Origin of the sequence: Streptosporangium oxazolinicum (genome assembly GCF_039537505.1) — a bacterium.
Classification (GTDB): domain Bacteria; phylum Actinomycetota; class Actinomycetes; order Streptosporangiales; family Streptosporangiaceae; genus Streptosporangium; species Streptosporangium oxazolinicum.
Genome location: NZ_BAABAQ010000018.1, coordinates 65,334 through 90,525 on the forward strand (window position 1 = coordinate 65,334; position 25,192 = coordinate 90,525).

Here is a 25,192-nt window from a genome sequence, read left to right on the forward strand (position 1 = left end):
AGATGTCCTGCGACACTCTGAGTCCATGATGCGAACTCAGCTGGCGTCGCCGGGTGGCGTCCCGATGCCCGGAGGTGTCCCTGTCGTGTGCGGGAACACCCTCGGGGTGCCCGTGGGCGTCACGGCCGTGTCCGGGGACGTCACGGCGGTGCCCGGAGGCGCCGTCGAGATCCGGCCCGCGCGGCCGGACGACGAGGAGGGGATCCGCCGCTTCCTCGGGGGGCTGTCGCCCCGTACGCAGGCACGGAGGTTCTTCGCCGGGATGGGCCGCCCGAGCGCCGGTTTCGTCAGGACGCTGCTCGCGGTGAACGAGCGGCGCGACGCCCTGCTCGCCGTGCACGGGAACCTTCTCGTCGGGCACGCGATGAGCTACCGGGGCGAGGAGACCGACGTCGAGATCGCCGTGGTGGTGGGCGACGAGTGGCAGGGGATGGGACTCGGCTCCCGGCTCGTCCGCACGCTGATGCGCCGCGCGGAGAGCAGGGGTGCCAGGACGGTGGGGATGGACGTGCTCGGCGACAACCGCGAGGTCCTGTCGATGGTCCGCAGGGCATGGCCGGAGGCGACCATGCGCGTCTCCTCCGGCACGGTCGAGGTGACCGCGAAGGTCCTCCGCTGAGCGGTGTCTGTCCGCAGTGCCGCGTCCGCGAACGCTGAGCGATGCTCACAGTGCCGCGAACGTCTTCTCCGGTACGTACAGTCGTGACCGCCAAGGTCCTCCGTTGAGCGACACCCCCGCCGGTTCCCCGCGCGGGCTCCGGACCGGAGGCGCGGCGGACGCCGCCCGGGAACCGCGCGGACCGGATTTCGGGGGGCGGCGTGGTCCCACGATCAAGGCGGTACGATCGACGTGGTCCAAGCTGTTTCCCGGACGGTTTGCGGAACAAGGTTCTGTTGCCCCACCATGGATCCGTGAAGACCGCCAAGAACGGACGCGACGGCCGCACCAGGATCGTCGAGGGTGCCCTGCGCCGATTCAGCCAGGACGGGGTCTCGGCCACCACGCTGGCCAGCCTCCGCGAGGAGAGCGGCGTCAGCGTCGGCAGCTTCTACCACCACTTCGCCAGCAAGGAACACGTCTTCGGCGTCCTGTACGCCGAGACCCTGCGCATGTACCAGGACGCGTTCCTCGCCGAACTCCAGCGCCACGAGAGCGCGCGGGGAGGCATCGAGGCCATCGTCGCGCTGCACATGTCCTGGAGCGGCGAGCACCGCGAGCGCGCGCACCTGCTGATCAGTGAGCGTCCGCCCAGGCGCGACGAGCCGGGCGGCACCGAGGTGTCGGAGTCGCGCAGGGCGTTCTTCAGGAAGGTCTCCGACTGGTGGCGCCCGCACATGAAGGACGGCCTGCTCCAGCCCGTCCACCCGACGATGTGCTACGTGCTCTGGCTGGGACCGGCCACCGAGATGTGCCGCCTGTGGTTCGCCGGTGCGCACCAGCCCACCCCCGACGAGATCAGGGGCCTCTGCGAGGCGGCCTGGCAGAGCCTGCGGCAGCAGAGCTCCTGATCGGCCGTCCCGCCCGGCCGCTCCGCGCCTCGGCCGCTCCGACCGGCGTCACTATCCGGCCGCGTTGAACGTCCCTCTGACCGATGTCACCGTCCGGCCGCGTCGATCGCCCTTCTGACCGATGTCACCGTCGGCCGCGTCGAAGCTCAGCGCGTCGAACGCCTGGACTGCCCCGAACGCCGCACGACCACTCCATCCGCCGTCTGTTCGGCCGGTGTCACCGGCACTCCGGCCCGGATCACGGGGGCTTTTCCGGGCCGGAGCGGTCTCAGTGCGCTCCCACCAGCTGACGTGTCCGCGTCGACACCCGCCAGACGTCCTCGGCCAGCGAGATGTCCAGCCGCAGGTCCTGACGCCGGCGCCGCAGGCCGGGCACCCGCACCCGGTCGGAGACGTCGAACCCGCCACGCCGGGCGTAGCCGAACCCCAGCTCTCCGGGAAAGACCCGTAACTCATCCTGATTGCCGCACCGCGGGCAGGTCCATGCGACCAGATCCTTGCCGCGGTGGTAGTCGTGGCAGGCGCGGAAGTATTCGTCAGGATGGAAACGGGACTCACAGGCGAAGCAGGGGATCAACATCATGGATCCTTTGAAACGGGTGGTGCGGCTACCAAGAAGTACCGCTTTCCACTTGAAGTCCGCTTGCAGAACGCTTACCCCGGGGGGTAACAGTCTCATCACTTGAGGCATTCGGAGACACCCGGTGCGAGGATTGCCCGGTGAACGATCTGCTTGGCCGGCTCAGGGGATTTCTGCTCGACACCGGCTACACCATCGACGGTGTCCGCGAGCGTCTCGGCGACGTCGCCGCCACCGCGCTGTCCCGGGAGGAGACGGTGCCCGCCCTGCGCGCCACCGCGGAGGGCGACCCGCTCGCCACCCTGATCCGGCTGTGGTGGCTCGGCGCCCCCGTGGAGGCGCGGAAGACGCCGGTGGGCTTTCCCGTGGAGGAACTCGCCGCCGCGGGCCTGGTGACCGTCGAGGGCGGCCGGGTCGTCTCCGCGGTCCATCTGCAGCCCTGGGAGACCGACGGCGCCGACGGCACCGGCGGCTACGTCGTCTCCGACCGCAAGGTCAGGCCGGGAGATCCGGCCCTGCGCCCGGACCACGTCGTCGGCGCGGGTGGCGCCTCGGCGAACCTGGCCCAGCTGGCCTCCCGCCGCCCCGTCGGGCGCGCCCTGGACCTGGGGACCGGGTGCGGGGTGCAGGTCCTCCACCTGGACGGCAGGGCCGAGGGGATCACGGCCACCGACGTCAACCCGCGCGCCCTGGAGCTGGCCCGTCTCAGCTGGGCGCTGTCCGGGATCACCGGTGTCGACGCCCGGCTGGGCTCCCTGTTCGACCCCGTCGAGGACGACCGCTTCGACCTGGTCGTCTCCAACCCGCCGTTCGTGATCTCTCCGGCCGGGCGGTTCACCTACCGCGAGTCGGGTTTCCACGCCGACGACTTCTGCCGCGACCTCGTACGGCGGGCGCCCCGCCACCTCGCCCCCGGCGGCACCTGCCACCTGCTCGCCAACTGGCTGCACGTCGACGGCGAGGACTGGCGCGACCGGGTGGGCGGCTGGCTCACCGGGACCGGCTGCGACGGCTGGGCGGTGCAGCGCGACGTCCAGGATCCCGCCGAGTACGTCGAGCTGTGGCTGAGGGACGCCGCCGAGCAGGGCACCCCGCGCCACCGCGAGCTCTACGACGACTGGCTCGGCTGGTTCGAGGCGGGGAACGTCACCGGGATCGGCTTCGGCTGGATCACGCTGCACGACTCCGGAAGCCTCGACCCGGTCGTGCGGGTGGAGGAGTACGGGCGGCCGGTGGAGCTGCCGGTCGGCGGGTACGTGGACGAGGTGCTCGGCGCGATCACCATGGCGCACCGGTTGACCGACGCCGAGTTGCTCGGCGCCAGGCTCGCGGTGGCCGAGGGGGTGCTGGAGGAGCGGGTCGGCCCGCCGGGTGCCGAGGACCCGGCGCGGATCGTGCTGAGGCAGACCGTGGGGTTGCGTCGCAGCGCGGTGGTCGGGACCGTGGAAGCCGCCCTCGCGGGGGTCTGCGACGGCGATTATCCACTGGATCCACTGCTCGCCGCGATCGCGGAACTGACCGGTGAGGACCACGACGACCTGCGGGCAAAGGCTCCGGGCGCGCTCCGTCCACTGATCGCCGAAGGGTTTTTCCACATATCCACAGGGTGATTGTCCACAGGCTGTGGATATCGTCGCTATCGCTTGTCAATTGGATGGCAAACGCCGTGGGAGAGGCTCTGGTCGTGGGGCACGGACCCGGGGGGTGAAGGGTCCGTGTCAGTCCGGCCGACCGTCACAGTGAGGCGGCCGACCCGAGCGCGACGCACCGGATGACCGGGCCCCCTACGCGTCGCCCGGGTCAGACGGCCGGCCGGACCTCCACACCCGTCCCGAATCGCGGGGCCTGACTTCGAGGGGAATGCCGGTGATCAACCACGTCTGGATGACGCGTCTCGACGACGACCTGTACGACGGCCTGGGATCAGCTGTCGACCTGGTCGCGCTCCAGCAGAAGACGCAGGTCCTCGGCCTCGGGCGCCCCGAGTCTGCCGAACAGGTCGTGGGCCCGTTCGAGACAGTCGCGACCGCGCTCGACCTTGCCGAGCCCGTTGAGCGCCTTGCCTAACACCCACAGGGCCTGCGCCTCGCCGTACGGGTGGCTGATCTCCCGGCTCACAGTGAGCGCCTGCTCCGCGTGACGGGCCGCGTCCGTGAAGCGGCCCGCGTTGATGAACGTCTCGGCCAGCCGGGAGCAGACCCGCTGCTCCCAGACCCGCTGCTTGCTGGCCCTGAAGAAGGCGAGGCACTCGGCGTGGTGGTGGACGGCCTCGTTCAGCCGGCCGACCCGCGACAGGACCATCCCCAGGTGGTAGCGGGCCCTGGCGGTGCCCGCGCTGGAGCCCATCTCGATGAACAGGGCCAGTCCCTGTTCGGCGGCGGCGATCGCCTCCTTCGGCTGCTCCAGGAACAGGTGGTCGCGGGCGGAGTAGCTGAGCGTCAGTGCCTCCCCGCCCCGCGCCCCGGTCTCCCTGAACGCCTCGCGCGCCGAGCCGAACCAGGTCAGGGCCTCCACGTGGCGGCGTCGGCGCCCGGCCACGACGGCGAGCGCGTTGAGCACCTCGCCGGTGACGACGCGGTCGCCTCCGTCCGACAGCTCCAGCGACGTACGGAACTCCTCCTCCGCCTCGGCCAGCCGGTTGGCGCCGAACAGCACCCGCCCGAGCACGTAGCGGCAGCGCAGCTCGCTGGAGACGGCGCCGAGCCGCCGCGCGACGGCCAGCATCTCCCGCGTGCGGCTCTCGAACTCGCGGACGTGGCTCCCCGACTCCAGCAGCGGCTCCATGGCGAGCAGCAGGTCGGCCCCCGGCAGCAGCTCGTCGGCATCGTCCGCGCAGGTCACCTGGGCGATCGACGCGAACAGCGACTCCGCCTCCACCGACAGCCAGGCCACCGCCTCGTCGGCGGAGGCGAAGACGTGGCCGGTCCCGGTGACCCTCAGCCGGTCGGCCATCGTGCTGCCCTCGTAGGCGAGGCGGTGCGCCGAGCGCGCGGACGCCAGGTAGAAGTCGAGCAGTCTGCGCAACGCCGCCTCGCCCTCCCCGCCGATGACCACGCTCACACCGGACCCGCGCCGCTCTCCCCGCCTCGTCTCGCCCGCGGCGCAGCTCTCCTCCGTCGCGTTCTCGGTCCGTTCCGCGACGCGGCGGGCGAAGAGTTTGAGCAGGTCGTGGAAGCGGTAGCGGCCGGGGGCGGGGGCTTCGAGCAGGCTGGCGTCCACCAGGGACTCAAGGACGTCCTCGGTGTCCATCGGGTCCAGCGCGAGCAACCCGGAGGCGGCCCCGACCGAGATGTCCGGGCCCCCGGGCAGGGAGAGCAGCCGGAACGCGCGGGCCTGGGCCGGGTTGAGCTGGCCGTACCCGAGGGCGAAGGTCGCCTCCACCGCGAGGTTGCCCACGCGCATCTCGTCCAGGCGGCGGCGCTCGTCGGCCAGCCGGGGCACCAGGGAGGCGACCGTCCAGGACGGCCTGGCCGCCAGGCGCGCCGCGACGATCCGCACCGCGAGCGGCAGGAAACCGCAGGCGGCGACCACGTCCATGGCGACGGCGCGTTCGGCCTCCACCCTCTCCACGCCGGCGACGATGCCGAACAGCGCCAGGGCCTCGTCCGGTTCCATGACGTCCAGGTCGATCAGCCTGGCCGAGGCCAGGTCGGCGAGCTTGCCCCGGCTGGTCACGATCGCCGCGCACCCGGCCGAGCCGGGGAGCAGCTGGCTCACCTGGGCGGCGTCGCGGGCGTTGTCCAGCAGCACGAGCATCCGCCGGTCGGCCAGGAGCGAGCGGAACAGCGCGGACCGCTCGGCCATGCCGTCGGGGATGGCGTCGGCGGGCAGGCCGAGGCCGCGCAGGAAGGCCGCCAGCACCGACTCGGGCTCGGTCGGCTCCTCGCCGTACCCGCGCAGGTCGGCGTAGAGCTGGCCGTCGGGGAACAGGTCGTGCATGGCGTGGGCGACGTGCACGGCCAGGGCCGTCTTGCCCACGCCTCCGATACCGGAGATGGCCGCCACCGGCACGCCCTCGGAGCCGTCCTGGGACGACAGCAGCGTGCGCAGCCGCGTGATGATCTGGCGGCGGCCGGTGAAGTCGCTCACGGCGGCGGGCAGCTGAGCGGGTCGCGGCAGCTCCGGGGTCGTCACCGTCGCCCGGATCTCCGCCGCCCTCGCGGGCTCCGGCTCAGGTTCGGGGCGCCTCGCCTCCCGGCCTTCCCGCGCGGCCGTCTCCGCCACCTCGGTGACCTCGGCGGGGGCGGGCCGCGCGGGGCCGGTCGGGGCCGGTACGAGGGCCGGGTCGCCGGTGAGGATGCGCTGGTGCATGTTCGTCAGGTCGGGGCCCGGCTCGATGCCCAGCTCCTCGATCAGCGTGGCGCGGGTGTCGGCGAAGGCCGCCAGCGCCTCCGCCTTGCGCCCGCACCGGTAGTAGGCCAGCATCAGCTGGGCTCGCAGCCGCTCGCGCAGCGGGTGGTCGGCGGTCAGCGCGATCAGCTCGGACAGGACGTCGGCGTGCCTGCCCAGCTCCAGGTCCAGGTCCATCAGGACTTCGAGCACGCTCATCCGGCGCTCGGCGAGCCGCCCGCGCTGGTGGTCGGCGTACGGGCCGACGGCCCCGGCGAGCGGCTCGCCGGTGTACAGCGCCAGGCTCGCGCGCAGGCTCTCCGCGGCCCGCGCCGAATCGCCCTCGCGCCGCGCCGCCTCGGCCTCCTGGACGCCGCGCTCGAAGAGGAGCAGGTCGAGGGAGCCGCCGTTCAGCAGCAGGGCGTACCCCCTGCCGACGGAGGTGAGCAGCTCGGGGCGGGTGCGCGGGGACCTGCCGGGCTCCAGCACCGCGCGCAGCCGGGAGACGTAGGTGCGCAGGGCGCCGAGCGCGCGGGGCGGGGCGTCGTCCCCCCAGATCGCGTCGATCATCTCGGCCGGTGTGATCGCCCGGCTCTCCCTCAGCAGGAGCATCGCCAGAATGGAACGTTGCAGCGGGGTTCCCAGGTCGAGCTCGAAACCGTCGCGCCATGCCTGGACAGGACCGAGCACGGCGAACCGCAGTCCGTCTCCGCTGTCCTGAACAGCCATGTCTCGAATCTCCGCCCAATGGAAAGTTTTATGGCCAAATGATAGATCCTCCCTTGCTTACCACGTAGGTAGAGGCTTGCTTGTTCGCCGAGACGTTGATCCCACGTCAATCGGCCGTTGAGTCGTGCGCCCAATGCTGGTGCTGTCGGGCATGGTCTCCATACGGGGGCGGCCATGCCCGACATGTCAGCGGATTGCAGGCGTGGATAAAGGGGCTGTAAGCGCGGTGCAGGCATAGGCGCTTATCAATGAGCCATGGCTCCTCCGAAAGACGGGAGCCGCCCCCCTCAAGGAGAGAACCATCATGCGCCGCTCGATCAGCAAACTCCTCGGTCTCGCCGCCGCCACCGCCGTCATCGCGATCGGTGTCCCCGCCCTCGCCTCCCCCGCCTCCGCCGCCACCCTCACCGCCGCCCCCGCCGCGTCGAGCGGCTTCGACGAGGAGTCCTGGGGCTACTACTACTCCAAGTACTACGACGGCTCCCGCGCCGGTGCCCGGGGCAGCGTGTGGGTCGACGAGGACGACCGCCTCCACGTCCAGGGCAGGCTCTACGACAAGTACTCGCCGAGCCGGCTGTGCGGCTACGCCCAGTTCAAGTTCGAGACCCACGACGGCGACGAGAACTACTCGTGGGCGCGCAAGTGTGGCACCAGCGGCTACCAGCGCTTCCACTACGTCGCGGACGAGATCGACAACCTTCAGGTCAGGGTCTGCTACTGGGACAGGCACGACGCCAAGAAGACGCTGTGCGGCAAGTGGCGCTACATCTACGAGGTCGAGTCCGACGACGAGGAGTGACCCCGGGGCCTTCGGTGAATCCCTCCGGTAGCGGTACCGGTGGTGCCGATCCGTGAACGTCCCCCCGTGACCTCCGCTCGACCCGCACCTCGTGTGCGGCGTTGGACGAACACCAGGCCCGCCCGGAACCCGGGCGGGCCTTTTGTTCCATTAAGTGACTAAAGCTCTGTTTCTAATGCCGTGTGCTGTTTGTAGAGGTACGACCTTTTCGGCGATCCGTTTCTCCTCGTATCCCACACGTCGGGTGTCCGTCTCACGCGGCCTCGACCAGCCCCATCCGCGCGTGCATCCGTTCTCGGACGATCGGCCATTCGTCGCTCAGGATCGAGTAGTACGCGGTATCTCGGACCGTGTCGTCGGCGCCTCGGCTCTCCGCCCGCCGCACACCGTCGAGGTGCGCGCCGAGGGCTTCGATGGCGGCCCGGGAGCGTACGTTCCGTATATCGGCCTTGAGGGTTATGCGGTGGACCTGCCAGGTCTCGAAGGCGAGGGAGAGCATCAGATACTTGCTCTCGCGGTTGATACCGGTTCCCTGCGCGGAGGCGGAGAGCCAGGTGTAACCGATGTCCGCCACGGACGGGACATCGCCCACCGCCCCACGAGCGCCCGGCGGCCAGGGCATGGGGCCCTGCCAGTACTCCAGGTGCATGAGACGGGTGGCACCGACCACGCGATCGGTGTGCAGCCACCGGATGGCGAAGGGCATCGTGCGGCCCTCCGCCTGCTCAGCCAGAGCGGCCTCCACGTAGGAGACCATCTCGTCCCGGCCATTGGGGACGCGAGTGAAGGCGTAGGTAGAACGGTCTTCACTCGCCGCGGCGACGAGGTCGTCGACGACCGCGAGGCTGAGCGGTTCCAGGCGCACGAGGCGCCCGGACAGGGTGACAAAAGCGGGCATAAGCACATGATGGGGGCTCTTTCCCATGCTTGATACCAAACGATGCGAGACATCTTGGTGAGCATCGAGAGACGCCCGTGACCGATGGGCCTTCCCGGCGCGAAATCCCAGGCGGGAGCCGTCGGCACCACCCCGGGACCACCCTGGGACCACCGTCGCGGGAGCGTTCCCGGTGGGGTGCGATCACCCCGTCGCGGGGGCCGTGACGAGCGGGACGTGTACGCGGGACCGGGTCGCCCGCCGCGTCGCGCACAGACCGGTCAGGGCCTCGCTCAGATCATCCAGCGAGGCGGAGATCCAGGGCAGTTCCAGGGGGTCCGGGGCGTCGAGCGCGGCCAGCCGCAGCCGCGTCGTCTCGCCGTACAGAAGGCTGGTCGCCACCCGCACCCGCAGGGCCGCCGGGTCGTCGCCGAAGGCGTGGCCGGGAAGCACCCCGACGCCGTGCCGGTCGAGCAGGTGCGCGGCCAGGTCGGCGGAGGACGCGACGTCGAGCTCGAGCCCGGTGAAGTCGGGGTAGAGGTAGAAACCGCCCTGGGGTTCGTCCACCCGCACGCCCGCGCGGACGAACCGCTCGTACACCGCCCGCGCCACCGCGCCGTGCAGCTCGCGGCTCCGGGCCACCCGCTCGACGAGCTCCGGCGGCTCGGTGTAGGCGTACGCCGCCGCCTGCTGGACCGGTGCGGCCGGGCTGGACCAGATCTCGCTCGCCACCGCCAGGAGCCGGTCGCGCAGGAGCGGCGACGGGAGCCGGGCCACGCCGATCCGCCAGCCGCCCAGGGCGAGGCTCTTGCTGAGGCCGCTGGTGATCACGGTTCGCTCGGGAGCCACGTCGGCTGGGCTGAGGAAACCGGTGGCCGGGGAGTGGACCAGGTCGCGGTAGATCTCGTCGGAGATGATCGTCAGGTCGAGCTCGCGGGCGACCTCGGCGATCCGCCGGATCGTGGACGCCCCGGCCAGCGTGCCGGTGGGGTTGTCGGGCAGCGTGACCAGCAGCGAGCGCACGTCGCGTCCCTGGGTACGGGCGTGCCTGACCGCCGCCGCCACGCGCTCGGGATCCGGCACCCCGCCCTCGCCGGGGGGCGTCGGGACGAGCAGGGAGCGCGCCCCGGCCAGTTCGGTCTGGGCGGCGTAGCTGACCCAGCTCGGCATCGGCAGCACGATGTCGCCGCCGATCGCGAGCAGCAGGCCGTACAGCAGGGGCTTGCTTCCGGGGCCGCAGACCACCAGGCCGGGGTCGGTGGGCAGGCCGCGCCGCGACCAGTAGCCGGCGGCCGCCTCGCGCAGCGCGGGCGCGCCGGCGACCGGTCCGTACCCGTTGAGCCCGGACGCCGCGGCCAGCCGCTCGCGCAGGGCCGGATGAACGGGCAGGCCCGCCTCACCGAAGGCCAGGTGCAGCACGCGCTCACCGGCGCGCCGTCTTCGCTCGATCTCCTCGTTGGCCGCCAGGGTGGCGGAAAGCGTGACGCTCATCGCGGGGTCCTTACTCGTCGCGGGACACTGGGAACAGCCGGAAACAGCTGGAAATGACTGGGAACGGCTGGAAACACTGCGGGACGTTGTGGAACACCTCCCAGCCTGGTGGGATGGATGCATCAGGACAAGCTTCGGTTGTCGTGGGTGGGCGTAAGGAAAACTGATGCTTGATTTGCGGAGGCTCGCCCTGATTTGTGAGTTCGCTCGCCGGGGCAGCATCGCGGCCACCGCGGCCTCCCTGGGCTACAGCCCCTCGGCGGTCTCGCAGCAACTGGCCGCGCTGGAGCGCCAGGCGGGCGCCGTGCTGATCGACAGGACCGCCAGGAGCGCGGAGCTGACCGACGCGGGGCGCCGCCTGGTCGAGCACGCCGAGCGCATCCTGGCCATGGTGGAGAGCGCCGAGTCCGACCTGTCGGCCCAGGCCGTGACCCCGTCGGGGCGGGTCACCGTGACCGCCTTCCCGACCGCCGCGGTGGCCTTCGCGCCCGCGCTGGCCAGGACGCTGCGACGGCACGGCGAGCTCACCCTGCGGATGGGGCAGGGGCGTTCGGGGCGCGGGATGCGCGAGGTGCAGTCGGGTGAGGTGGACATCGCCCTGATCGACGACTGGCACGGCCGGATGCGCGAGCCCGACACCATGCGGGTCTTCCCGCTGCTGCGCGACCCGCTGGTGCTCGTGGTGCCGCGCAGGCACCGGCTCGCCTCCCCCGACGTCCCGGTCGACCTGCGGGACCTGCGCGACGAGCCCTGGATGGCCACCCCGGACGGCGAGCCCTCCCGGCTGGCGGTGGACCGGCTGATGGCCGACGTCGGCGGTCATCGGCCGGTGCCCTGGGAGTTCGAGGGACTGGGTACGATCATCGGCCTGGTCGCCAAGGGCATCGGCATCGCGGCCGTCCCCGCTCTGGCACTGGCCGCCGGGGTCCGCGGCATCGCCGTCCGCCGGTTTCCCGGCCCGCCGGTGGGCCGGGTCGTGCACGCCGTCGCCCGATCGTCCAGCGTCCACCGCCCCGCGGTCTCCGTCACCCTCCGGGCCGTCCACGTCGCCGCCCGGCTCCTCGCCGCCGACCTGGAGGGGGTCGAGCCGGCGTCCAGGGAACGCCCGGAAGCCCGGCCGGAGTGACGCCGGGAAGCCTCACTTGATCAGGCCGGTGTCGGGCGGGAGCGATTTACGGAGGTCCGTTGTTGGGCCGGAGCGACGTACGGAGGCCCGCGTCAGGGTGACGCTTGATCAAGGTGATGTTCGACCGGGGTGGCTCCCGGAGGCTCGCGTCCCGGTAACGTCGGCACGTGCCTCCCACCTACGCGCTCGAACGGTTGCTGAACGACGGCGGTTCCAAACTGGTCGCCGGGGTGGACGAGGTCGGGCGCGGAGCCTGGGCCGGTCCGGTGGCGGTCTGCGCCGTGGTCACCGACCTGTCGGAACCGCCCGCCGGGCTCACCGACTCGAAAATGCTCAGCCCCGCCCGCCGCGCCGCCATGGTCTCCGAGATCACCGCCTGGGCGGCCGGGATCGGGTACGGCGAGGCGTCCCACGAGGAGATCGACACGCTCGGGATGACCGAGGCCCTGCGCAGGGCGGCCAGAAGGGCGCTGGCCGGGCTGCCCGTCCGGCCCGACGTGGTCGTCCTGGACGGGAAACACGACTATCTGGGCGCCCCCTGGCCGGTCAGGTGTGAGGTGAAGGGTGACCTTTCCTGCGTCTCCGTGGCCGCGGCCTCCGTGATCGCCAAGGTCCGCCGGGACACCTACATGGCCTCGCTGGGTTTCGAGGAGTACGGGTTCGCCGAGAACGCGGGTTATCCCTCGCCGGTCCACCAGGCGGCGCTGGCCTCCCTCGGCCCGACGGAGCACCACCGCCTGTCCTGGTCCTATCTGGACGACCTTCCCCGGTGGCGCCACCTCAAGAGGCACCGCAACCCGCTGGCAGGAGAGGGCCAACTCGGGCTCTTCGGCTAGACGCCTCTGTCGGGCGACGTCCGACCGGGGAGGCGGTCCGTCCTGGAACGAGGCCGTCAGCAGTCGACCAGCTCCGGCGACTGGTTGAGGATCTGCGACCTGGCGGTGACGAACTCCGCGTGGGCGCCGGTGGCGGACGGGTCGAAGACGGCGACCCGGTGGCAGTTCTGGAAGGCGAGCCTCACCCCGAAGTGGCGCTCCAGGGCACCGCGCATGGCGTCGCTGGCGAGGGCGCGCAGGAGTTGGCCGCGAGCGGCCTCGTCCGGCGGGGGCACCGTGTTGTCGGCGAACTCGGCACCGGTGTGCTCGCGCTCCTTGACCAGGCCGCTGATGAGCGACCAGGCGTAGGGAAGAGAGTCTCTGACACAGGTGACGAATGCCGCGTCGTCCACCTCACCGGCCTTGGCCTGGTCGAGAAGATCGTTCGAAACGGTCAGCGACATGCTGCGTTCTCCTCACAGAAGGGGATTCATCAGACACTAGGTCGGGCCCACTGAGCGCTCCATCTAGCGGGAGAGCGACACTCGCGTGGGCCCGAAGACGAAGCCGGGGTCGATCTGGGCCGCCAGATCCTCGCCCGTGGCCCTGTTGGCCCAGGCCTCCGCGTTGCGGAGGTGGAACTGCACGGCCTGGCGCCCGAAGCGGAACCAGTCCTTCTCCTGGGCGTCGAGATGGTCGAGAAGCGCGCCCAGGGCCCGGGAGTTGGCCGGTTCGAGGTCCCGGAGGGTGAAGGGACGGCCCTGCTCCATCGCCCGGATCGCCGAGGAGTGCTCCAGGCAGACCAGCAGGTCGTCGCCCACCTGATCGCGCAGGAACGCCACGTCCCCGGGGCCGTGGATCTTGTTGCCCACCACCGCGACCGGCACGCCGTAGTCGGCGGCGTAGTCGCGGTACTGCCGGTAGACGCTCACGCCCTGGCGGGTCGGCTCGGCCACCAGGAAGGTCATGTCGAAGCGGGTGAACAGTCCCGAGGCGAAGGAGTCGGCTCCGGCCGTCATGTCGACCACGACGTACTCGCCCGCGCCGTCGAGCAGGTGGTTGAGATAGAGCTCCACGGCGCCGACCTTGGAGTGGTAGCACGCCACCCCCAGATCGTCCTCGCTGAACGGCCCGGTGACCATCAGCCGGAGCCCCTCGGGCGTGCCGACGGAGAATCCGGTGTGGATCGGGTCGTCCCGCTCGTCGAGGCGGAGCAGCCGCGAGCCGGACCCCGGCGGGGTGGTCTTGACCATCGCGGAAGCCGATGAGATGCGGGGGTTGTCGCCCCGCAGGTATTCCTTGATCTCGGTGAGGTGCGAGCCCATCGGCCTCGGCAGCGCACCATCGGCCAACCCCAGCGCCATGCCCAGGTGCTGATTGATGTCGGCGTCGACGGCCACGACGGGACCGCCCCGACTCGCTGTGTATCTCGCGAACAGCGCCGACAGAGTCGTCTTGCCGCTGCCGCCCTTGCCGACGAATGCCACCCTCACAACGACTATCCAATCTGGTTATGAAAATCATTTCAATACCTGGAGGGAGCCATCATGCCACGACGGGCGGGTGCGCGTGACGCGTATCGCGAGGAAGTGGGGAGGCGTGCCCGCTTCGCGAATACCGATAAAAGTGATTTCTCATGACAAATGCTGTTAAAAGGTGTGAGAGAAAACGCCGGTCATGTCATGACCGGTGACAAAGTTCCGCTGTTACCGCTTCGCGGTCTCCTGTACGGACTCGACGGCTGCCTTGGGAATCGGCGGGGTGGATGTTTGCCATCGGCACCGATGAGATCCGGCCAGTCCGGGTATCCCACCCCGAGTTGGTTGATCTTGACCCCCCGGCGAGGTCGTGGACAAGGGTCAGCAAGGGGCTTTGGTGGTACGTACCGGTACCTGGTCGCGTCGCGTTTCCGAACGGCGGGTTCCTGAACGGCGGTTCTCCGGACGGGGTTTCTCCGGAAGGCGTTTTTCGAGACGACGTTTCCCAGGACGTTTCCCAGGATGGTGTTTCTCAGGGTGGTGTTTCTCGGGGTGGCGGGCCGGTGGGTCCGCCGTGTGGGGTGTCGCGCTCGCGGTGCTCGTGACGCCGTCGCTCGCCCTCGCCGCACCCCGGACGGACGCGGCGGAGGCGTCCTCACCACCCGTCCGGACAGAGGCCGGGACTCCCCGGGCGTCGGCGGACGGGAAGTCCCCGCCCGTGCGGGTGGCGAAGGGGAAGCTCTCACCCGTACTCGCGGGGAGCTCTCCCGCGCGCATGGGGAGCTCGCCCGTGCAGGTGAGGAGCTCGCCTGTACGCGCGGAGGGCTCCCGTACGGGTGCGGGAAGTTCTCGTACGGGTGCGGGAAGCTCTCCCGTACGCGCGGGAGAGGGAAGCGGGGCGGCGTCGCCCGCTGTGGCCGGGGCTCCCTCGACGGCGGGTGGAACGTCCGGTTCCGCCCCGACGGCGATAGAGATGTCCCGGCGCGTCCAGGGGACGGATGAGGATCCCGAGCACGTACCCGCCGAGGAGGCGTCCGCGTTCGCGGAGAAGGAAGTCGGGGGAAACGGGGTTCCTTCCGCCGCGTCCACGTCCGCGGGGAAGAGCGCTTCCGGGTCGGAAAGGAAGAGCGCGTCCGGGGCTGTGGGGAGCGGGATGGCTTCGCCCGCGTCCGAGACGGGAAAGCGGGTCGCGCGAGGCGCCTCCGGTGGTGAGAACCGCGCGGCGGAGGTCGAGATCACCAAGACGGCCTCGCCCGTCCTCGCCAAGCCCGGCCAGAAGGTCACCTACACCGTCGAGCTGCGCAACACCGGTGACATCGCCTACCAGGGCTTCGCCTTCACCGACGACCTGTCGGGCCTGCTCGACGACGCGGACTTCGACCACGACCTGTCGGCCACGTCGGGCACGGTCGTCTTCGCCGAGTCCGAGGTGATCTGGACCGGTGACGTGGCCGCCGGTCAGACGGTGACGGTCACCTACGGCGTCACGGTGAACGACCCCCCGGCGGGGGACCTGCGTCTCTCCGGCAAGCTGGTCGGTCCCCAGGGCTCCAACTGCGAGGCCGGGTCCACCGATGCCGCCTGCGGAAACCTCGGCGGGCCCGGCCTGCCGCTGCTGTACGTCCTCCTGACCGCCGACAGGGAGACCGCCGGTCCCGGCCAGAGGGTCGGCTACACGATCACCGTCGGCAACGTCGGTAACGCGGACTATCCGGGTGCCACGCTCACCGGGGAGCTCTCCCGGGTCCTCGACGACGCGGCCTACAACGGCGACGCGCGGGTCACGAAGGGCGCCGTCTCGTACGGCGCGCCGAAGCTGGCCTGGGCCGGAGACGTTTCGGTGGGTGAGACGGTCACGATCACCTACAGCGTGACCGTCGGCACCTCCGCCACCGGGGACGGGGTGCTGGACAGCGCCGTCCAGGCTGTGGGGGGCGGGACGAACTGCCCGGACCCGGCGCCGTGGTCCGCCAGGCGCGCCGCTCCCGTTCCCGGTGCGGGTCTCGGCTGCGCGCAGCGGGTCGCCGTACAGGGGGCGACGGCCACCGGGACGATCACGCCCGAGGACTCCGAGCCGGATGACGGCGCGGGCGCGAGGCCCGGATCCGACTGTCCGGCGGGATCGGCCGAACCCGGCTGCGGAACGGAATCGGTGAAGACCGCCACCGGACCGGCACCGGTGTCGGGGGCCGCTGACGGCTCCGCCCAGGCTTCGTCTCCGGCATCCGCGCCGGGTTCCGGTGCGGGTTCCGCGTCCGATTCGGGTTCCGGTCCGGGCTCCGTGCCAGGTTCCGCGCCAGATCCGGGTTCCGGGTCCGATTCGGGTTCCGGTCCTGAGGGCGCACCGGTGCCCGATCCGGATTCCGGGCCGATTCCCGCTCCCGGTTCGGTGCCCTCGCCGGTGCCCGATCCCGCGCGGGCGTCGGTCTCCCCCTCGGGAGCCGCTCCCGTTCCGGGCCCGGAGCGGGCACCCGTGCCCGCGCGGGTGCCGAAGTCGCTCTCCGACCCGTCGTGCGTGCCGGGCCGGGGGCGGTCCGTCTCGATTCCCTGTTTTGCCGGTGGGTCTCGCAAGGTGCCGGCCGGTCCCTCGCTGCCGTTCACGGGGGTGCCGGTCGGGTTGGTCCTGGTGGGACTCCTGCTTTCCGGCCTTGGTCTGGTCCTGCGGCTGAGTGCCCGGCCGAGGAGACTCTAGCCGGGCACTCAGCACGCCGGATCAGACCGGTTGGCCCCGGCGACGGCGACGGAGCAGGAGCGCGGTGGTGGCCAGCCCCGCGACGGCGGCGGAGGCCAGCGAGACGGGCAGGACCCAACCGGCCGTCTCCTCCGGCGGGGTCACGGTGTTGATGTCCGTGGCACAGACCAGCACGGGGCCGGTGGCGCTCCTACGGGCGCAGGCCGTCGACGCCAGGTTCTGCACCGCGGCCCCCGCCACCGCGCCCACCCGGGCGCTCAGGTGGACGATGGTGTCCTTCTCGGGCGGGATGTTCACCGTCCACGCCACCTTGCCCTGCTCCATATGCCCCCCGGCGTCGGCCTTCACGAAGGTCATCGACGGTGGCAGGGACTGCACCAGGAGGACGCGCTTCAGCCGGGCGGTCCCCTGGTTGCTGAGACGGAGCGTGTACGTGTTCTCCGCGCCGGGAGCGGTCTCCCTCGCCCCGTCGTCGAGGGAGATGGAGACCGAGGGGACCGGATCGGCCCAGGCGGTCGGCCATCCGAGCGCGGGTGCGGTGATTGCGGCGATTGCGGTGAGCAGGCCCACGCTCGCCAGGTGACGTTTCATCCTCGAACCTCCATGGTGACGCTAAGTAATCACTCCATAACAGCATTCCGGCCCTCGTGGGGGCTTCTCAACGCGCCGGACGTGCCGGGCATGTCGTTCGCTGGTCCATCGGCTCCCGGTTCGTCGGTATGCCGGTTCGCCGGTCCGTTGATCTGTCGGTCCGCCGGTTCGTCGATCTGTCGATTCACCGGCTCAACCGGTCCGCCGGGGTGTCGGTTTGTCAGTGGCAGGCGGAGTCGAGGATGACGGCGTTCGTCTCGACGCCCTCGTCCGCGTTCCCCCGGTCCCCGGCCTGTACGGCGGGCACGGAGCGGGGCGGGGCGGGCGGCGCCGCCAGGGTGGCGATGACCTCATGCCTGATCAGGTGGTAGTCGGGCGCCCCCGAGTAGATGAGCGGGGGGACGAACTGGAGGCTCCTGATTCTGGAGTCCTTCACCTTTTCCGCAAGTTCGATCAGGTCGGGCAGTAATTGCCGTGGTATGTCGGTGGATATGGCGTCGACGGCGGCGGTGGCCAGTTTCTCGAAGCTTTTGAAAACCGTCACCGGGTCGGCCTGCTTGGCGACGGCGTTCAGCAGGCACTTCTGGCGGCCCATCCGCACGTAGTCGTCGCTGTAGGTGCGGGACCTGCCGTACCAGAGCGCCTCCTCGCCCGTGAGTTTCCGCTTTCCCGCCTCGATCAGGCCCTCGTTCTGCCTGCCGTACACGATGGGATCCTTGATGCGGACCCGTACGCCGCCCATCGCGTCGACGATTTCCACGAAGCCCCTCATGTCGACCATCGCGTAATAGGGAATGTGGAGGCCGAGGATGCCGCCGATCGTCCTTTTCAGGAGCGCGGGGCCGCGGTGCCGCTTGCCCTGCCGGGGGACCATCTCGGGGTAGTCCTCGGCGTACTGGTAGATCTCGTTGAGCATGCCCGGTGTGTACGGCCCCTCGCCCTGGAAGCCGTAGGGAAAGCGGTCGCGGGCCGGGCCGGGCGGCATCGGGACGTCCTCCAGGTTCCTGGGCAGGCCGAACAGCACGGTGTCGCCGGTCCGGGTGTCGACGCTGGCCACGGTCATGCTGTCGGTGCGTACACCGACCCGGTTGGCCGCCGCGTCCGCGCCGACGAGCAGGATGTTGAGCCGGTCCATGCCCTCCCACGGGTCCACCGGGATCGGCGTGACGCTTTCGGCGAACACCGAGGTCACCACGTTGTGGGAGACGTAGGCCAGCCGGGCCGCGTAGATCATCGGAGCGATCATCAGCACGCACAGCACGCCGACGGAGGCGGCCGAGAGGTATCGGGCCGCGGGAGGCGCCGACTCCGGCCGTACCAGCAGGTAGGAGCGGATGACCACGGCGACCGTCACGGCGGCGACCAGCATCGCGGTGAGCGCGAAGACCCAGAGCCAGGCGGGTTGTACGGCGAGGGAGAGCAGGGAGGGCCCTGCGGTCAGTACGGCGGTCGCGGCGGCTACGGCGAGGATCACCTCAAGGCCCATCAGGAAGGCGCCGGTCAGACGGCGGCCCGTCCAGAGGTGGGCCAGGCCCCACAGAACGGCTGAACCCAGTGTCAGTGCCAGGCTCGATCCGACGCCTGTTCGCCCCGTATTGCCGGCCATAACCGTGAAATCTCCCGTCCGTCAGCCCAATACGTCGCAGGTTAGTAACGGTTTTCGGTTGAATCGGCTATGTGGTTGTTCGACGCGCTGGGGGTGGTGGGTCAAGGTTTGTAAACCAGATTTCGCCGTCTGGATGACACTGATCTCCAAGTTCGCGTCAAAAAGATCCCGTAACCGGTTTTGCCAGGCAAACGCGGGGATTCCCAGGTAAAGCGGTTAGGGGGCCCCGTGCGTACAGTGATCGGTTCGATTTTGATCGCGCTCGGATGCCTCCTTGCTCCCTTCGCCCTCACCGCCTACTGGGCGGCGAACGAGATCGCCGACCCCAACCGCTACATCCGGAACGTGACTCCGCTGTCCGCTCACCCGGCCGTCAGGAACGCCGTCACGGATCGCGTCACCGACGAGATCATGGTGCGGCTACGCGGGCTGGGCATCTCGGTCGGCGGCGAGATCATCCGCGAGACGGTGAAGAACGGCGTCGACGAGGACTTCGCCGTCGCCTGGGTGGAGATCAACCGGCTGACGCACCGCCGCCTCCTCGCGGTCCTGGGCCACACCCCGAATCTCAGCGTGCAGGGCGAGGGGGTCGGCTACGACCTCGCCCCGGTGTACGAGCTGGTCAAGCGGAGATTGCAGGTCGCCGGTCTGGGGGCCGCCTCGCACCTGCCCAAGACGCACCCCGTCACCCTGTTGCTGCCCAAATCCGCCATCGTCATGATCGACGGGATCTACGACAAGCTGATCTCGCTGAGGTGGGTCCTGATCATCCTGTCACCGGCCCTGATCGCCGCGGGGGTGTTCCTGATCCGCGACCGGTGTGCCGCCCTGATCGGCGCCGGACTCGGCCTGGCCGCGAGCATGCTCGCGCTGGCGATCGCGATGTCCGCGATCCGCAACGTCTACCTGCCCGATTCCGTCACCGGCCTGTCGTACGCCGCCGTGGTCGCGATATTCGACGCGCTGACCGCCTTCCTGAGGGACAGCCTGCGCGTGCTCTTCGCGCTGGGCCTGATCGTGGCGGCGGCGGCCTTCGTCGTCAGGGGCAGGCGCATCCGTTCCAGGCTCGCGGCGGCGGCGTTCGAGGCCGGCCCTCACCAGTCCGCGGAGCCCCCGAAGGACGTCCCCGAGGGGTGATAGCCGAGCCGGGTGCGCGCGGCGGTGATGTCGAGGGTCCGCTCGACGGCCAGGTGGCCCGCGGCGTAGCGCGTCAGCCGGGGCGGGCGCGGGCGCCGGAACAGCCGTGACACGGTCTCGGCGACGGCGGCGAGGGGGTCCACCAGCGTGAGCGGCAGGTAGTACGGTTCGGCGTCGATGCCGCGTTCCCCGAGGATCGCGCGCAGGGCGTCGTCGAGCACGACGGGTTCGGCGTCGGTCACGTTGAAGACGCCGTGGTCGACCGGGCCCTCGGCGGCGAGCAGGCAGGCCTGGACCAGGTTGTCCACCGAGGTCAGGCTGATCCGCTGCCGCCCGTCGCCCACCGCGAGCAGCCTGCCGCCCCTGACCGCGCCGAGGACCCGGGGAAGCAGCGTGGTGTCCCCCCTGCCGTAGACCGCGTGCGGACGCAGGATGACCGCCCGCTCCAGGCACCTCTCCGCGGCGGCCTTCGAGGCGCCGTACGCGTTGACGTACCGCCCGACCGGGGCGGCCTCCTCGGAGGCCATCACGGTCGGCCGGAACGGGTCGTAGACGCTCGCCGTGCTGACGTGCACGAACCTGGCGCCGGGAAAGGCGGCGGCGGCGTTGCGGGTGCCGTCCACGTTGGCGGCCCAGATGTCGCGCGGCGGCCCCCAGTCCGTGACGCTCCCGGCGCAGTGGATCACCACGTCGACCTTCCCCGCGAACGTCACGGGCCGGGGGCCGAGAAGGTCCCACGACGTGTACGGGGCGCCGCCGACGTGCCCGCCGTCCACGCGGGGGCGCCTGCCGAAGGCCCACACCGTCCAGCCCCGCGCCACGGCCGCCCGGCAGACCGCGCCCCCCACGAATCCGGAGGCGCCCGTCACCGCGACCCTCGGCCTTCGCGGGCCCGCCCCGGCGGGTCGTTCAGGCACGGCGGGAGACCAGGTCCCGCAGGGCGGCCCGGTCGAGCTTGTCGGCCCGTCCCGAACGGGGGAAGGCGTCGAGCGGTTCGATCCGGTCGGGGAGGGCCGCGGCGTCCACGATCTCGGGAAGCGCCTTGCGCAGCAGGCCCTCGTCGTAGCCGTCCTCGGGAACGACGGCCAGCACGACCTCCTCGTCCCCGGTCTCGGGGTCGGAGAGCCCGACGATCGCGGCCTCGGCCACCCCGGGCAGCGCCGCGATGCCGGATTCGTACAGGCCGGGGTAGATGTTGACCCCGTCTCGGAGGATCATGTCCTTCTTCCGGCCGAGCAGCACCAGCCGGTCCCCTTCGAGCCGGACCAGGTCACCGGTGGCGACCTCCCGCAGCGGCTCCTCACCCAGATAGCACCGCGCGAGGTGGGGGCCGGAGACGAACAGCTCACCGTCCTCGGCGACCCGGACGCCGACGCCGGGCAAGGGCGCCCCGAGCAGATCCCCCTCGGAGTGAGCCAGTTTCTCCCGGGCGGACGCGATCGCGATGGGGAGCGCCTCGGTCATCGCGTAGACCGACAGGACCTCGGGCCCGGCCTCGATCGCGCGGCGGAGCACGCCCGGCGGGGCGGGGGCGGCACCGAGCAGGAGGTAGCGGAGGGTTCCGGGAAGCCTGGGGGTCTCGCGCAGCAGCCTGTCCAGGTGCACCGGCACGGCGAAGGTGTGGGTGGCCCGCCGCGCGGCGAGTTCCGCGGCGAGGTCACCGCCCCCGGGCAGGGACCAGGTCGCCCCGGCCAGCAGGGCGGGGAGTCCGAGCATCAGCTGGTCGGTGTGCACGACGTCACCGGGGCCCAGCGGGAACGCGCTCCTGAACATCTCCAGCCCGGCCGCGAGCGACCTTCGGGTGTGCACCACCCCTCGCGGGCGCGCCGTGGTCCCCGAGGTGAAGATCACCGCCGCTGGTTGGTCCGGGTCGGTCCCGTACGTCTCCCGAACCGTGGCTGGTCGGTCCGGGTTGATCCCGTACGCCTCCCGACTGGTCTCCTGCCCGACCCCCGGACCGGTTTTCCGGCCCGCCGGGACGGAGGGGGCGCCGGACGATCGGAGGATCCGGGAGAGCCGTAGCGCCCCCCGGGGGACTCCGGGCAGCCACGGGCCCGTGTACAGGTGGCGGACGGGGTGGCCGGGAAGCGGGTCCGCGAGGTCGGGCAGGAGCAGACCCCGGCGACGGGCCAGGCCCTTGAGCGGGCCGCTCAGGGTGTAGAGCATGGACTCGCTGACCACCCACGCGGGCCGGGTCGCGGCCATGCGGGCCGCGAGCACGTCGGGCGCCAGGCCGGGATCCGCGAGGACGAGCGTCCCGCCCGCCGCCACCGCCCCCAGCGCCAGCGTCACCGCGTCCACCCCGGGCCGCACCGCGAAGAGCACACCGTCCCCCGGACGCATCCCGGTTTTCGGACGCGTCTCGCTTTCCGGCCGCATCCCGTCTTCCGGCCGCGCTTCGTCCTCCGGTCGCGTTCCGTTCTCCGGCCGTGGTCCGCTCATCGCGTCGCGGACCGCCGTCACCCGGCGGGCCAGCTCGCCGTAGGTGATCTCGCGACCCCGGCCGTCGACGATGGCGGTGCGCCCCGGCTCCCGCCCGGCGACCTCCATGATCCCGCTGACGATGTCGTTCACGCGGCACCGGCCCGGTCGATCCACAGGTGCTCGTAGGTGGGGATGAGGACCCGCCTGGCCGCGCGTCGCCGTACGACGCGCACCCGGTGGGAGAGCAGGACGGAGGCCACCGCCCGGATCTCCGCCAGGGCCAGCGGGTAGCCGATGCAGAAGTGCGGGCCCGCGCCGAACCAGAGCCTCCGCAGCTCGGGCGGGTGCGCGCGGGAGGGGTCGAAGGGGCCGTACGCCCTGGCGCAGTTGTGGGTGACGATCAGCACCCGGTCGCCGGGGCGCACCGCCGTGCCGCCGACGCGCGCGGCGACGGCCACCGAACGCAGCATCAGCGGGGTCGGCGTGGTGACCCGCATGGCCTCCTCGATGACCCTGTCCAGGTCGCCGGCCGGGGTGCGGTGGTCGTGCAGGAGGGCGACGAGCCGGGGGACGAACGTGGCGACGGTCTCGGTACCGGTCAGGAAGAACGCCCCGGCCGCGCCCCTGGCCTCGGCCACGGACAGTCCCTGCGCCCGCATCCGGCCCATGACCGTGGACTCGTCCCCGGTCTCGTAGGCGGCCTGCGCGATGTCCCCGATCCGGTCCAGCACCCGCCTCGCGACGGCCACCTGCCGGTCCGACAGCCGCCGCGAGCGCAGCGAGACCATCGAGACGACCCGCTCCCCGTCCGCGAACAGCTCCCTGGCCCGCGCCTCGGAGACCTCGCCCAGCCCGATCACCCGGCAGATCACCGCCCCGGCCATCAGCCGCATGGCGTCCACCAGGTCGACCGTCTCGCCCCGCCCCAGGCGCGCGGAGAGGTCGTCGAGCGGCCCGCGAAGGACGTCGTCCACCAGCGCGGACACGTACCCGGTGGTGAACAGCGGCATCAGTTTCCTGCGGAGCGCGAGATGGCCGGGTCCCTCCATGTTGAGCAGCACGGAGGGGCCGAGCACGGGCGTCCACAGGTCGCCGGGCGAGCCGGGGCCGTCCTTGCGGAACCGCTCGTCCATCAGGACGGCCCGCGCGACGGTGGCGTCGTTGACCACCACCCCCAGCCCGGGGACGCGCACCACCGGCCCGAGGCGGGCCAGCAGTCGCATGAGCGGGTAGGCGAAGGGGTGGGCGGCCAGGTGGAGGCGGGTCTCGTGGTTCACCGGACGTCGATCACCTCGGGCCGGTAGTGGTGGTCGGCGTACCAGGCGAGGGTGCCCGCGAGGCCGTACGCCCGCAGCCTGCGCACGGAGCCGAAGACCACCACGTCGCGGCGCGAGGCGTACGCGGGGGTGAGGACGCGGACCCGGTTGACCAGGGCGCGGTCCTCGTGGACCTCCTCGATCGCGGTCCTGGGGAAGCCGCCCGCGCGCTCGTAGAGGTCAGCGGTGATGGCCAGGGTGGCGCCGGGCATCATCACGTACGGGCCCCGGTAGCGCGGGTCCCTGTTGCCCGGCCGGAAGCGCCCGAAGGTCGCCGCCACCTCCACCACGAACGGGATGAGATGGCGCTCCCAGAACTTCAGCCGGAACTCGTCGGTCCTGGGCCGCAGCTGCCCGCCGACCATCTCCAGCCCGTCGCCGAAGGCCCGCCGGATGTTGCGCACCCAGTCGGGGCGGGGCAGGCAGTCCGCGTCGGTCCTGGCCAGATGGGTCGCCCCGTGCGCGATGGCGTGGCGCATGCCGGTGTCGGAGGCGGCGCCCGTGCCCTTCCTGGTCTCGGCGACCACCTGGACGCCGTGCCGCCGTACGACCTCGGCGGTGCCGTCGGTGCTCGCGTTGTCCACCACGAGCAGCGTGAAGTCCCGGTCGTCCTGCTCGGCCAGCGCCCTCAACGTCGCCTCGATGCCGGGAGCCTCGTTGTAGGCGGGAACGATCACCCAGAGGTCCATCACATCTCCGCCAGCATCACACCGGTGCTGATCCCGCCGCCCAGCCCGAGCAGCGCCACCCGGTCGCCCGGCCGCCAGCCGCCCAGCGCGAGCTGGAGCGGCAGCGTCGTCGAGGCGCAGTTGCCGTGCTCGGGCAGGCTGACCACGAGCCTGTCGTCGGGGATGCCGAGCACCTGGGCGAGGAAGCGCAGGTAGGGCAGCGCCACCTGGTGCACCGCGACGATGGCGAAGTCCTCCCAGGTCAGGCCGGTCCGTTTGAGAGCGTTGAGGAAGATGTCCGGGCCGACCGCCTCGAAGGACTCCTTCAGGCGGCGCCCGTCGCCGCGGAAGTAGGAGTACTCGGGGTCGCGGGGGTGCGCGGAACCGCCTCCGGGCAGGGTGCCGACCGCCCAGGCCGTGGAGTCGGCCGCGAAGTCGCGGTAGAAAATGCCACGTTCCACATCGGCGGCGACGGTGACCGCGGCCCCAGTGTCCGACAGCGTGTAGCCCGCGAAGGAGTCGACGAACTGCGCGCGGTCCCTGACCCGCCACCGGATCGCCCGCGACGGGATCTCGCCCGAGCAGACCAGCACCTTGCGGTGCGCGCCGGTCAGGATGAGCGCCTCGGCGATCTGGATGCCGTTGAGCATGCTGTTGCAGGCGTTCTTGACGTCGAAGACCGGGCACGAGAGTCCCAGTTTGGCCGCCACGATGTGCGCGGTGGCGGGCTCGACCATGTCCTGCGAGGCCGACGCGAAGACGAGCAGGTCGACGTCGGAGTGGTCGAGGTCGCGGGCCGCCGCCGCGGCCAGGTCCGACGCCTGCTGGTCATCGCGGGCCACGTGGCGACGCCGGATTCCCGTCAGCCGCTCGACGACGCCTCTGTGGGGCACGTAGCCCTCGATCCGCCGTTCGACGTCCGTGCTGGAAACGGTCCGCTCCGGCAGATACGTCGCGACGCCCGTGATCCGGGCTTTCATTGATCTCCCTAAACAGCGTCAAGTCTCCCCATGCTCGCGCAATGT

General features: G+C 71.3%; 21 protein-coding genes. 8 read left to right on the forward strand and 13 right to left on the reverse strand.

From position 1 onward, the window contains the following. Positions 1 to 25 precede the first annotated feature (25 nt). Complete coding sequence (locus ABD817_RS35575; protein WP_344922815.1) at positions 26 to 619, forward strand: GNAT family N-acetyltransferase; 594 nt, start codon at positions 26 to 28, stop codon at positions 617 to 619. A 293-nt stretch (positions 620 to 912) separates the two neighbouring features. After that, positions 913 to 1,509: a TetR/AcrR family transcriptional regulator gene (locus ABD817_RS35580; protein ID WP_329087883.1), complete on the forward strand. Its 597-nt coding sequence runs from the start codon at positions 913 to 915 to the stop codon at positions 1,507 to 1,509. Between the two features lie 268 nt (positions 1,510 to 1,777). On the opposite strand, the gene ABD817_RS35585 is transcribed toward ABD817_RS35580, so the two are convergent. Next, positions 1,778 to 2,092, reverse strand: coding sequence for a hypothetical protein (locus ABD817_RS35585; RefSeq protein WP_344922816.1), 315 nt, complete (start codon positions 2,090 to 2,092; stop codon positions 1,778 to 1,780). A 137-nt stretch (positions 2,093 to 2,229) separates the two neighbouring features. Here ABD817_RS35585 and ABD817_RS35590 point away from each other — a divergent pair, with 137 nt between their 5' ends. Further along, on the forward strand, positions 2,230 to 3,699 hold the full coding sequence (locus ABD817_RS35590; protein WP_344922817.1) for a DUF7059 domain-containing protein: 1,470 nt from the start codon (positions 2,230 to 2,232) through the stop codon (positions 3,697 to 3,699). Positions 3,700 to 4,012: 313 nt separating this feature from the next. On the opposite strand, the gene ABD817_RS35595 is transcribed toward ABD817_RS35590, so the two are convergent. Further along, positions 4,013 to 7,147, reverse strand: coding sequence for an AfsR/SARP family transcriptional regulator (locus tag ABD817_RS35595; RefSeq protein ID WP_344922818.1), 3,135 nt, complete (start codon positions 7,145 to 7,147; stop codon positions 4,013 to 4,015). Positions 7,148 to 7,451: 304 nt separating this feature from the next. Between ABD817_RS35595 and ABD817_RS35600 the strand changes: the two genes are divergently transcribed. Beyond that, positions 7,452 to 7,946 (forward strand): hypothetical protein, encoded by a 495-nt coding sequence (locus ABD817_RS35600; RefSeq protein WP_344922819.1) that lies wholly within the window; start codon positions 7,452 to 7,454, stop codon positions 7,944 to 7,946. Between the two features lie 253 nt (positions 7,947 to 8,199). Here ABD817_RS35600 and ABD817_RS35605 read toward each other — a convergent pair whose 3' ends face one another. Next, positions 8,200 to 8,844: a GNAT family N-acetyltransferase gene (locus ABD817_RS35605; protein WP_329087874.1), complete on the reverse strand. Its 645-nt coding sequence runs from the start codon at positions 8,842 to 8,844 to the stop codon at positions 8,200 to 8,202. A gap of 183 nt (positions 8,845 to 9,027) precedes the next feature. After that, positions 9,028 to 10,314 (reverse strand): pyridoxal phosphate-dependent aminotransferase, encoded by a 1,287-nt coding sequence (locus ABD817_RS35610; protein WP_344922820.1) that lies wholly within the window; start codon positions 10,312 to 10,314, stop codon positions 9,028 to 9,030. 166 nt (positions 10,315 to 10,480) lie between these two features. Here ABD817_RS35610 and ABD817_RS35615 point away from each other — a divergent pair, with 166 nt between their 5' ends. Continuing rightward, a complete protein-coding gene (locus tag ABD817_RS35615) occupies positions 10,481 to 11,440 on the forward strand; it encodes a LysR family transcriptional regulator (protein ID WP_344922821.1) in 960 nt (319 codons plus the stop codon). Between the two features lie 167 nt (positions 11,441 to 11,607). Next, entirely contained in the window at positions 11,608 to 12,276 is a 669-nt protein-coding gene (locus tag ABD817_RS35620; protein WP_344922822.1) for a ribonuclease HII, read from the forward strand. A gap of 56 nt (positions 12,277 to 12,332) precedes the next feature. On the opposite strand, the gene ABD817_RS35625 is transcribed toward ABD817_RS35620, so the two are convergent. Together ABD817_RS35625 and ABD817_RS35630 are read right to left on the reverse strand one after the other, a co-directional pair. After that, positions 12,333 to 12,719 carry an SCO5389 family protein gene (locus ABD817_RS35625; protein ID WP_344922823.1) on the reverse strand — a complete coding sequence of 129 codons (387 nt, stop codon included), beginning with the start codon at positions 12,717 to 12,719 and terminating at the stop codon, positions 12,333 to 12,335. 63 nt (positions 12,720 to 12,782) lie between these two features. Then, entirely contained in the window at positions 12,783 to 13,748 is a 966-nt protein-coding gene (locus ABD817_RS35630) for an ATP-binding protein (protein ID WP_344922824.1), read from the reverse strand. Between the two features lie 1,138 nt (positions 13,749 to 14,886). Here ABD817_RS35630 and ABD817_RS35635 point away from each other — a divergent pair. Then, positions 14,887 to 16,425: a DUF7927 domain-containing protein gene (locus ABD817_RS35635; RefSeq protein ID WP_344922825.1), complete on the forward strand. Its 1,539-nt coding sequence runs from the start codon at positions 14,887 to 14,889 to the stop codon at positions 16,423 to 16,425. 21 nt (positions 16,426 to 16,446) lie between these two features. Here ABD817_RS35635 and ABD817_RS35640 read toward each other — a convergent pair whose 3' ends face one another. Both ABD817_RS35640 and ABD817_RS35645 read right to left on the reverse strand, forming a co-directional pair. Next, positions 16,447 to 17,016, reverse strand: a complete 570-nt coding sequence (locus ABD817_RS35640; protein ID WP_344922826.1) for a hypothetical protein — start codon at positions 17,014 to 17,016, stop codon at positions 16,447 to 16,449. 220 nt (positions 17,017 to 17,236) lie between these two features. Next, a complete protein-coding gene (locus ABD817_RS35645) occupies positions 17,237 to 18,622 on the reverse strand; it encodes an LCP family protein (protein ID WP_344922827.1) in 1,386 nt (461 codons plus the stop codon). A 228-nt stretch (positions 18,623 to 18,850) separates the two neighbouring features. Here ABD817_RS35645 and ABD817_RS35650 point away from each other — a divergent pair, with 228 nt between their 5' ends. Beyond that, positions 18,851 to 19,759, forward strand: a complete 909-nt coding sequence (locus tag ABD817_RS35650; protein WP_344922828.1) for a hypothetical protein — start codon at positions 18,851 to 18,853, stop codon at positions 19,757 to 19,759. On the opposite strand, the gene ABD817_RS35655 is transcribed toward ABD817_RS35650, so the two are convergent. Genes ABD817_RS35655 through ABD817_RS35675 form a run of 5 tightly spaced genes read right to left on the reverse strand, consistent with a single transcriptional unit; the run spans position 19,717 to position 25,147 of the window. Beyond that, complete coding sequence (locus ABD817_RS35655) at positions 19,717 to 20,676, reverse strand: NAD-dependent epimerase/dehydratase family protein (protein WP_344922829.1); 960 nt, start codon at positions 20,674 to 20,676, stop codon at positions 19,717 to 19,719. The two genes, ABD817_RS35650 and ABD817_RS35655, sit on opposite strands and share 43 nt — an antisense overlap. Next, entirely contained in the window at positions 20,669 to 22,333 is a 1,665-nt protein-coding gene (locus ABD817_RS35660; protein ID WP_344922830.1) for a class I adenylate-forming enzyme family protein, read from the reverse strand. The genes ABD817_RS35655 and ABD817_RS35660 overlap by 8 nt, the downstream gene beginning before the upstream one ends. After that, positions 22,330 to 23,460, reverse strand: a complete 1,131-nt coding sequence (locus tag ABD817_RS35665) for a cytochrome P450 (RefSeq protein WP_344922831.1) — start codon at positions 23,458 to 23,460, stop codon at positions 22,330 to 22,332. Before ABD817_RS35665 ends, ABD817_RS35660 begins: the two co-directional genes overlap by 4 nt. Continuing rightward, on the reverse strand, positions 23,457 to 24,188 hold the full coding sequence (locus tag ABD817_RS35670) for a glycosyltransferase (RefSeq protein ID WP_344922832.1): 732 nt from the start codon (positions 24,186 to 24,188) through the stop codon (positions 23,457 to 23,459). The genes ABD817_RS35665 and ABD817_RS35670 overlap by 4 nt, the downstream gene beginning before the upstream one ends. Further along, entirely contained in the window at positions 24,188 to 25,147 is a 960-nt protein-coding gene (locus ABD817_RS35675) for a 3-oxoacyl-ACP synthase III family protein (RefSeq protein WP_344922833.1), read from the reverse strand. Before ABD817_RS35675 ends, ABD817_RS35670 begins: the two co-directional genes overlap by 1 nt. Positions 25,148 to 25,192 lie beyond the last annotated feature (45 nt).

What these genes read in the sequence shown, in the direction of transcription:
- ABD817_RS35575 (WP_344922815.1), top strand. Translation starts at nt 26, where the DNA reads ATGATGCGAACTCAGCTGGCGTCGCCGGGTGGCGTCCCGATGCCCGGA.
- ABD817_RS35600 (WP_344922819.1), top strand. Translation starts at nt 7,452, where the DNA reads ATGCGCCGCTCGATCAGCAAACTCCTCGGTCTCGCCGCCGCCACCGCC.
- ABD817_RS35605 (WP_329087874.1), bottom strand. Translation starts at nt 8,844, where the DNA reads ATGCCCGCTTTTGTCACCCTGTCCGGGCGCCTCGTGCGCCTGGAACCG.
- ABD817_RS35635 (WP_344922825.1), top strand. Translation starts at nt 14,887, where the DNA reads ATGGCTTCGCCCGCGTCCGAGACGGGAAAGCGGGTCGCGCGAGGCGCC.
- ABD817_RS35645 (WP_344922827.1), bottom strand. Translation starts at nt 18,622, where the DNA reads ATGGCCGGCAATACGGGGCGAACAGGCGTCGGATCGAGCCTGGCACTG.
- ABD817_RS35595 (WP_344922818.1), bottom strand. Translation starts at nt 7,147, where the DNA reads ATGGCTGTTCAGGACAGCGGAGACGGACTGCGGTTCGCCGTGCTCGGT.
- ABD817_RS35610 (WP_344922820.1), bottom strand. Translation starts at nt 10,314, where the DNA reads ATGAGCGTCACGCTTTCCGCCACCCTGGCGGCCAACGAGGAGATCGAG.
- ABD817_RS35675 (WP_344922833.1), bottom strand. Translation starts at nt 25,147, where the DNA reads ATGAAAGCCCGGATCACGGGCGTCGCGACGTATCTGCCGGAGCGGACC.
- ABD817_RS35615 (WP_344922821.1), top strand. Translation starts at nt 10,481, where the DNA reads ATGCTTGATTTGCGGAGGCTCGCCCTGATTTGTGAGTTCGCTCGCCGG.
- ABD817_RS35625 (WP_344922823.1), bottom strand. Translation starts at nt 12,719, where the DNA reads ATGTCGCTGACCGTTTCGAACGATCTTCTCGACCAGGCCAAGGCCGGT.
- ABD817_RS35670 (WP_344922832.1), bottom strand. Translation starts at nt 24,188, where the DNA reads ATGGACCTCTGGGTGATCGTTCCCGCCTACAACGAGGCTCCCGGCATC.
- ABD817_RS35585 (WP_344922816.1), bottom strand. Translation starts at nt 2,092, where the DNA reads ATGATGTTGATCCCCTGCTTCGCCTGTGAGTCCCGTTTCCATCCTGAC.
- ABD817_RS35640 (WP_344922826.1), bottom strand. Translation starts at nt 17,016, where the DNA reads ATGAAACGTCACCTGGCGAGCGTGGGCCTGCTCACCGCAATCGCCGCA.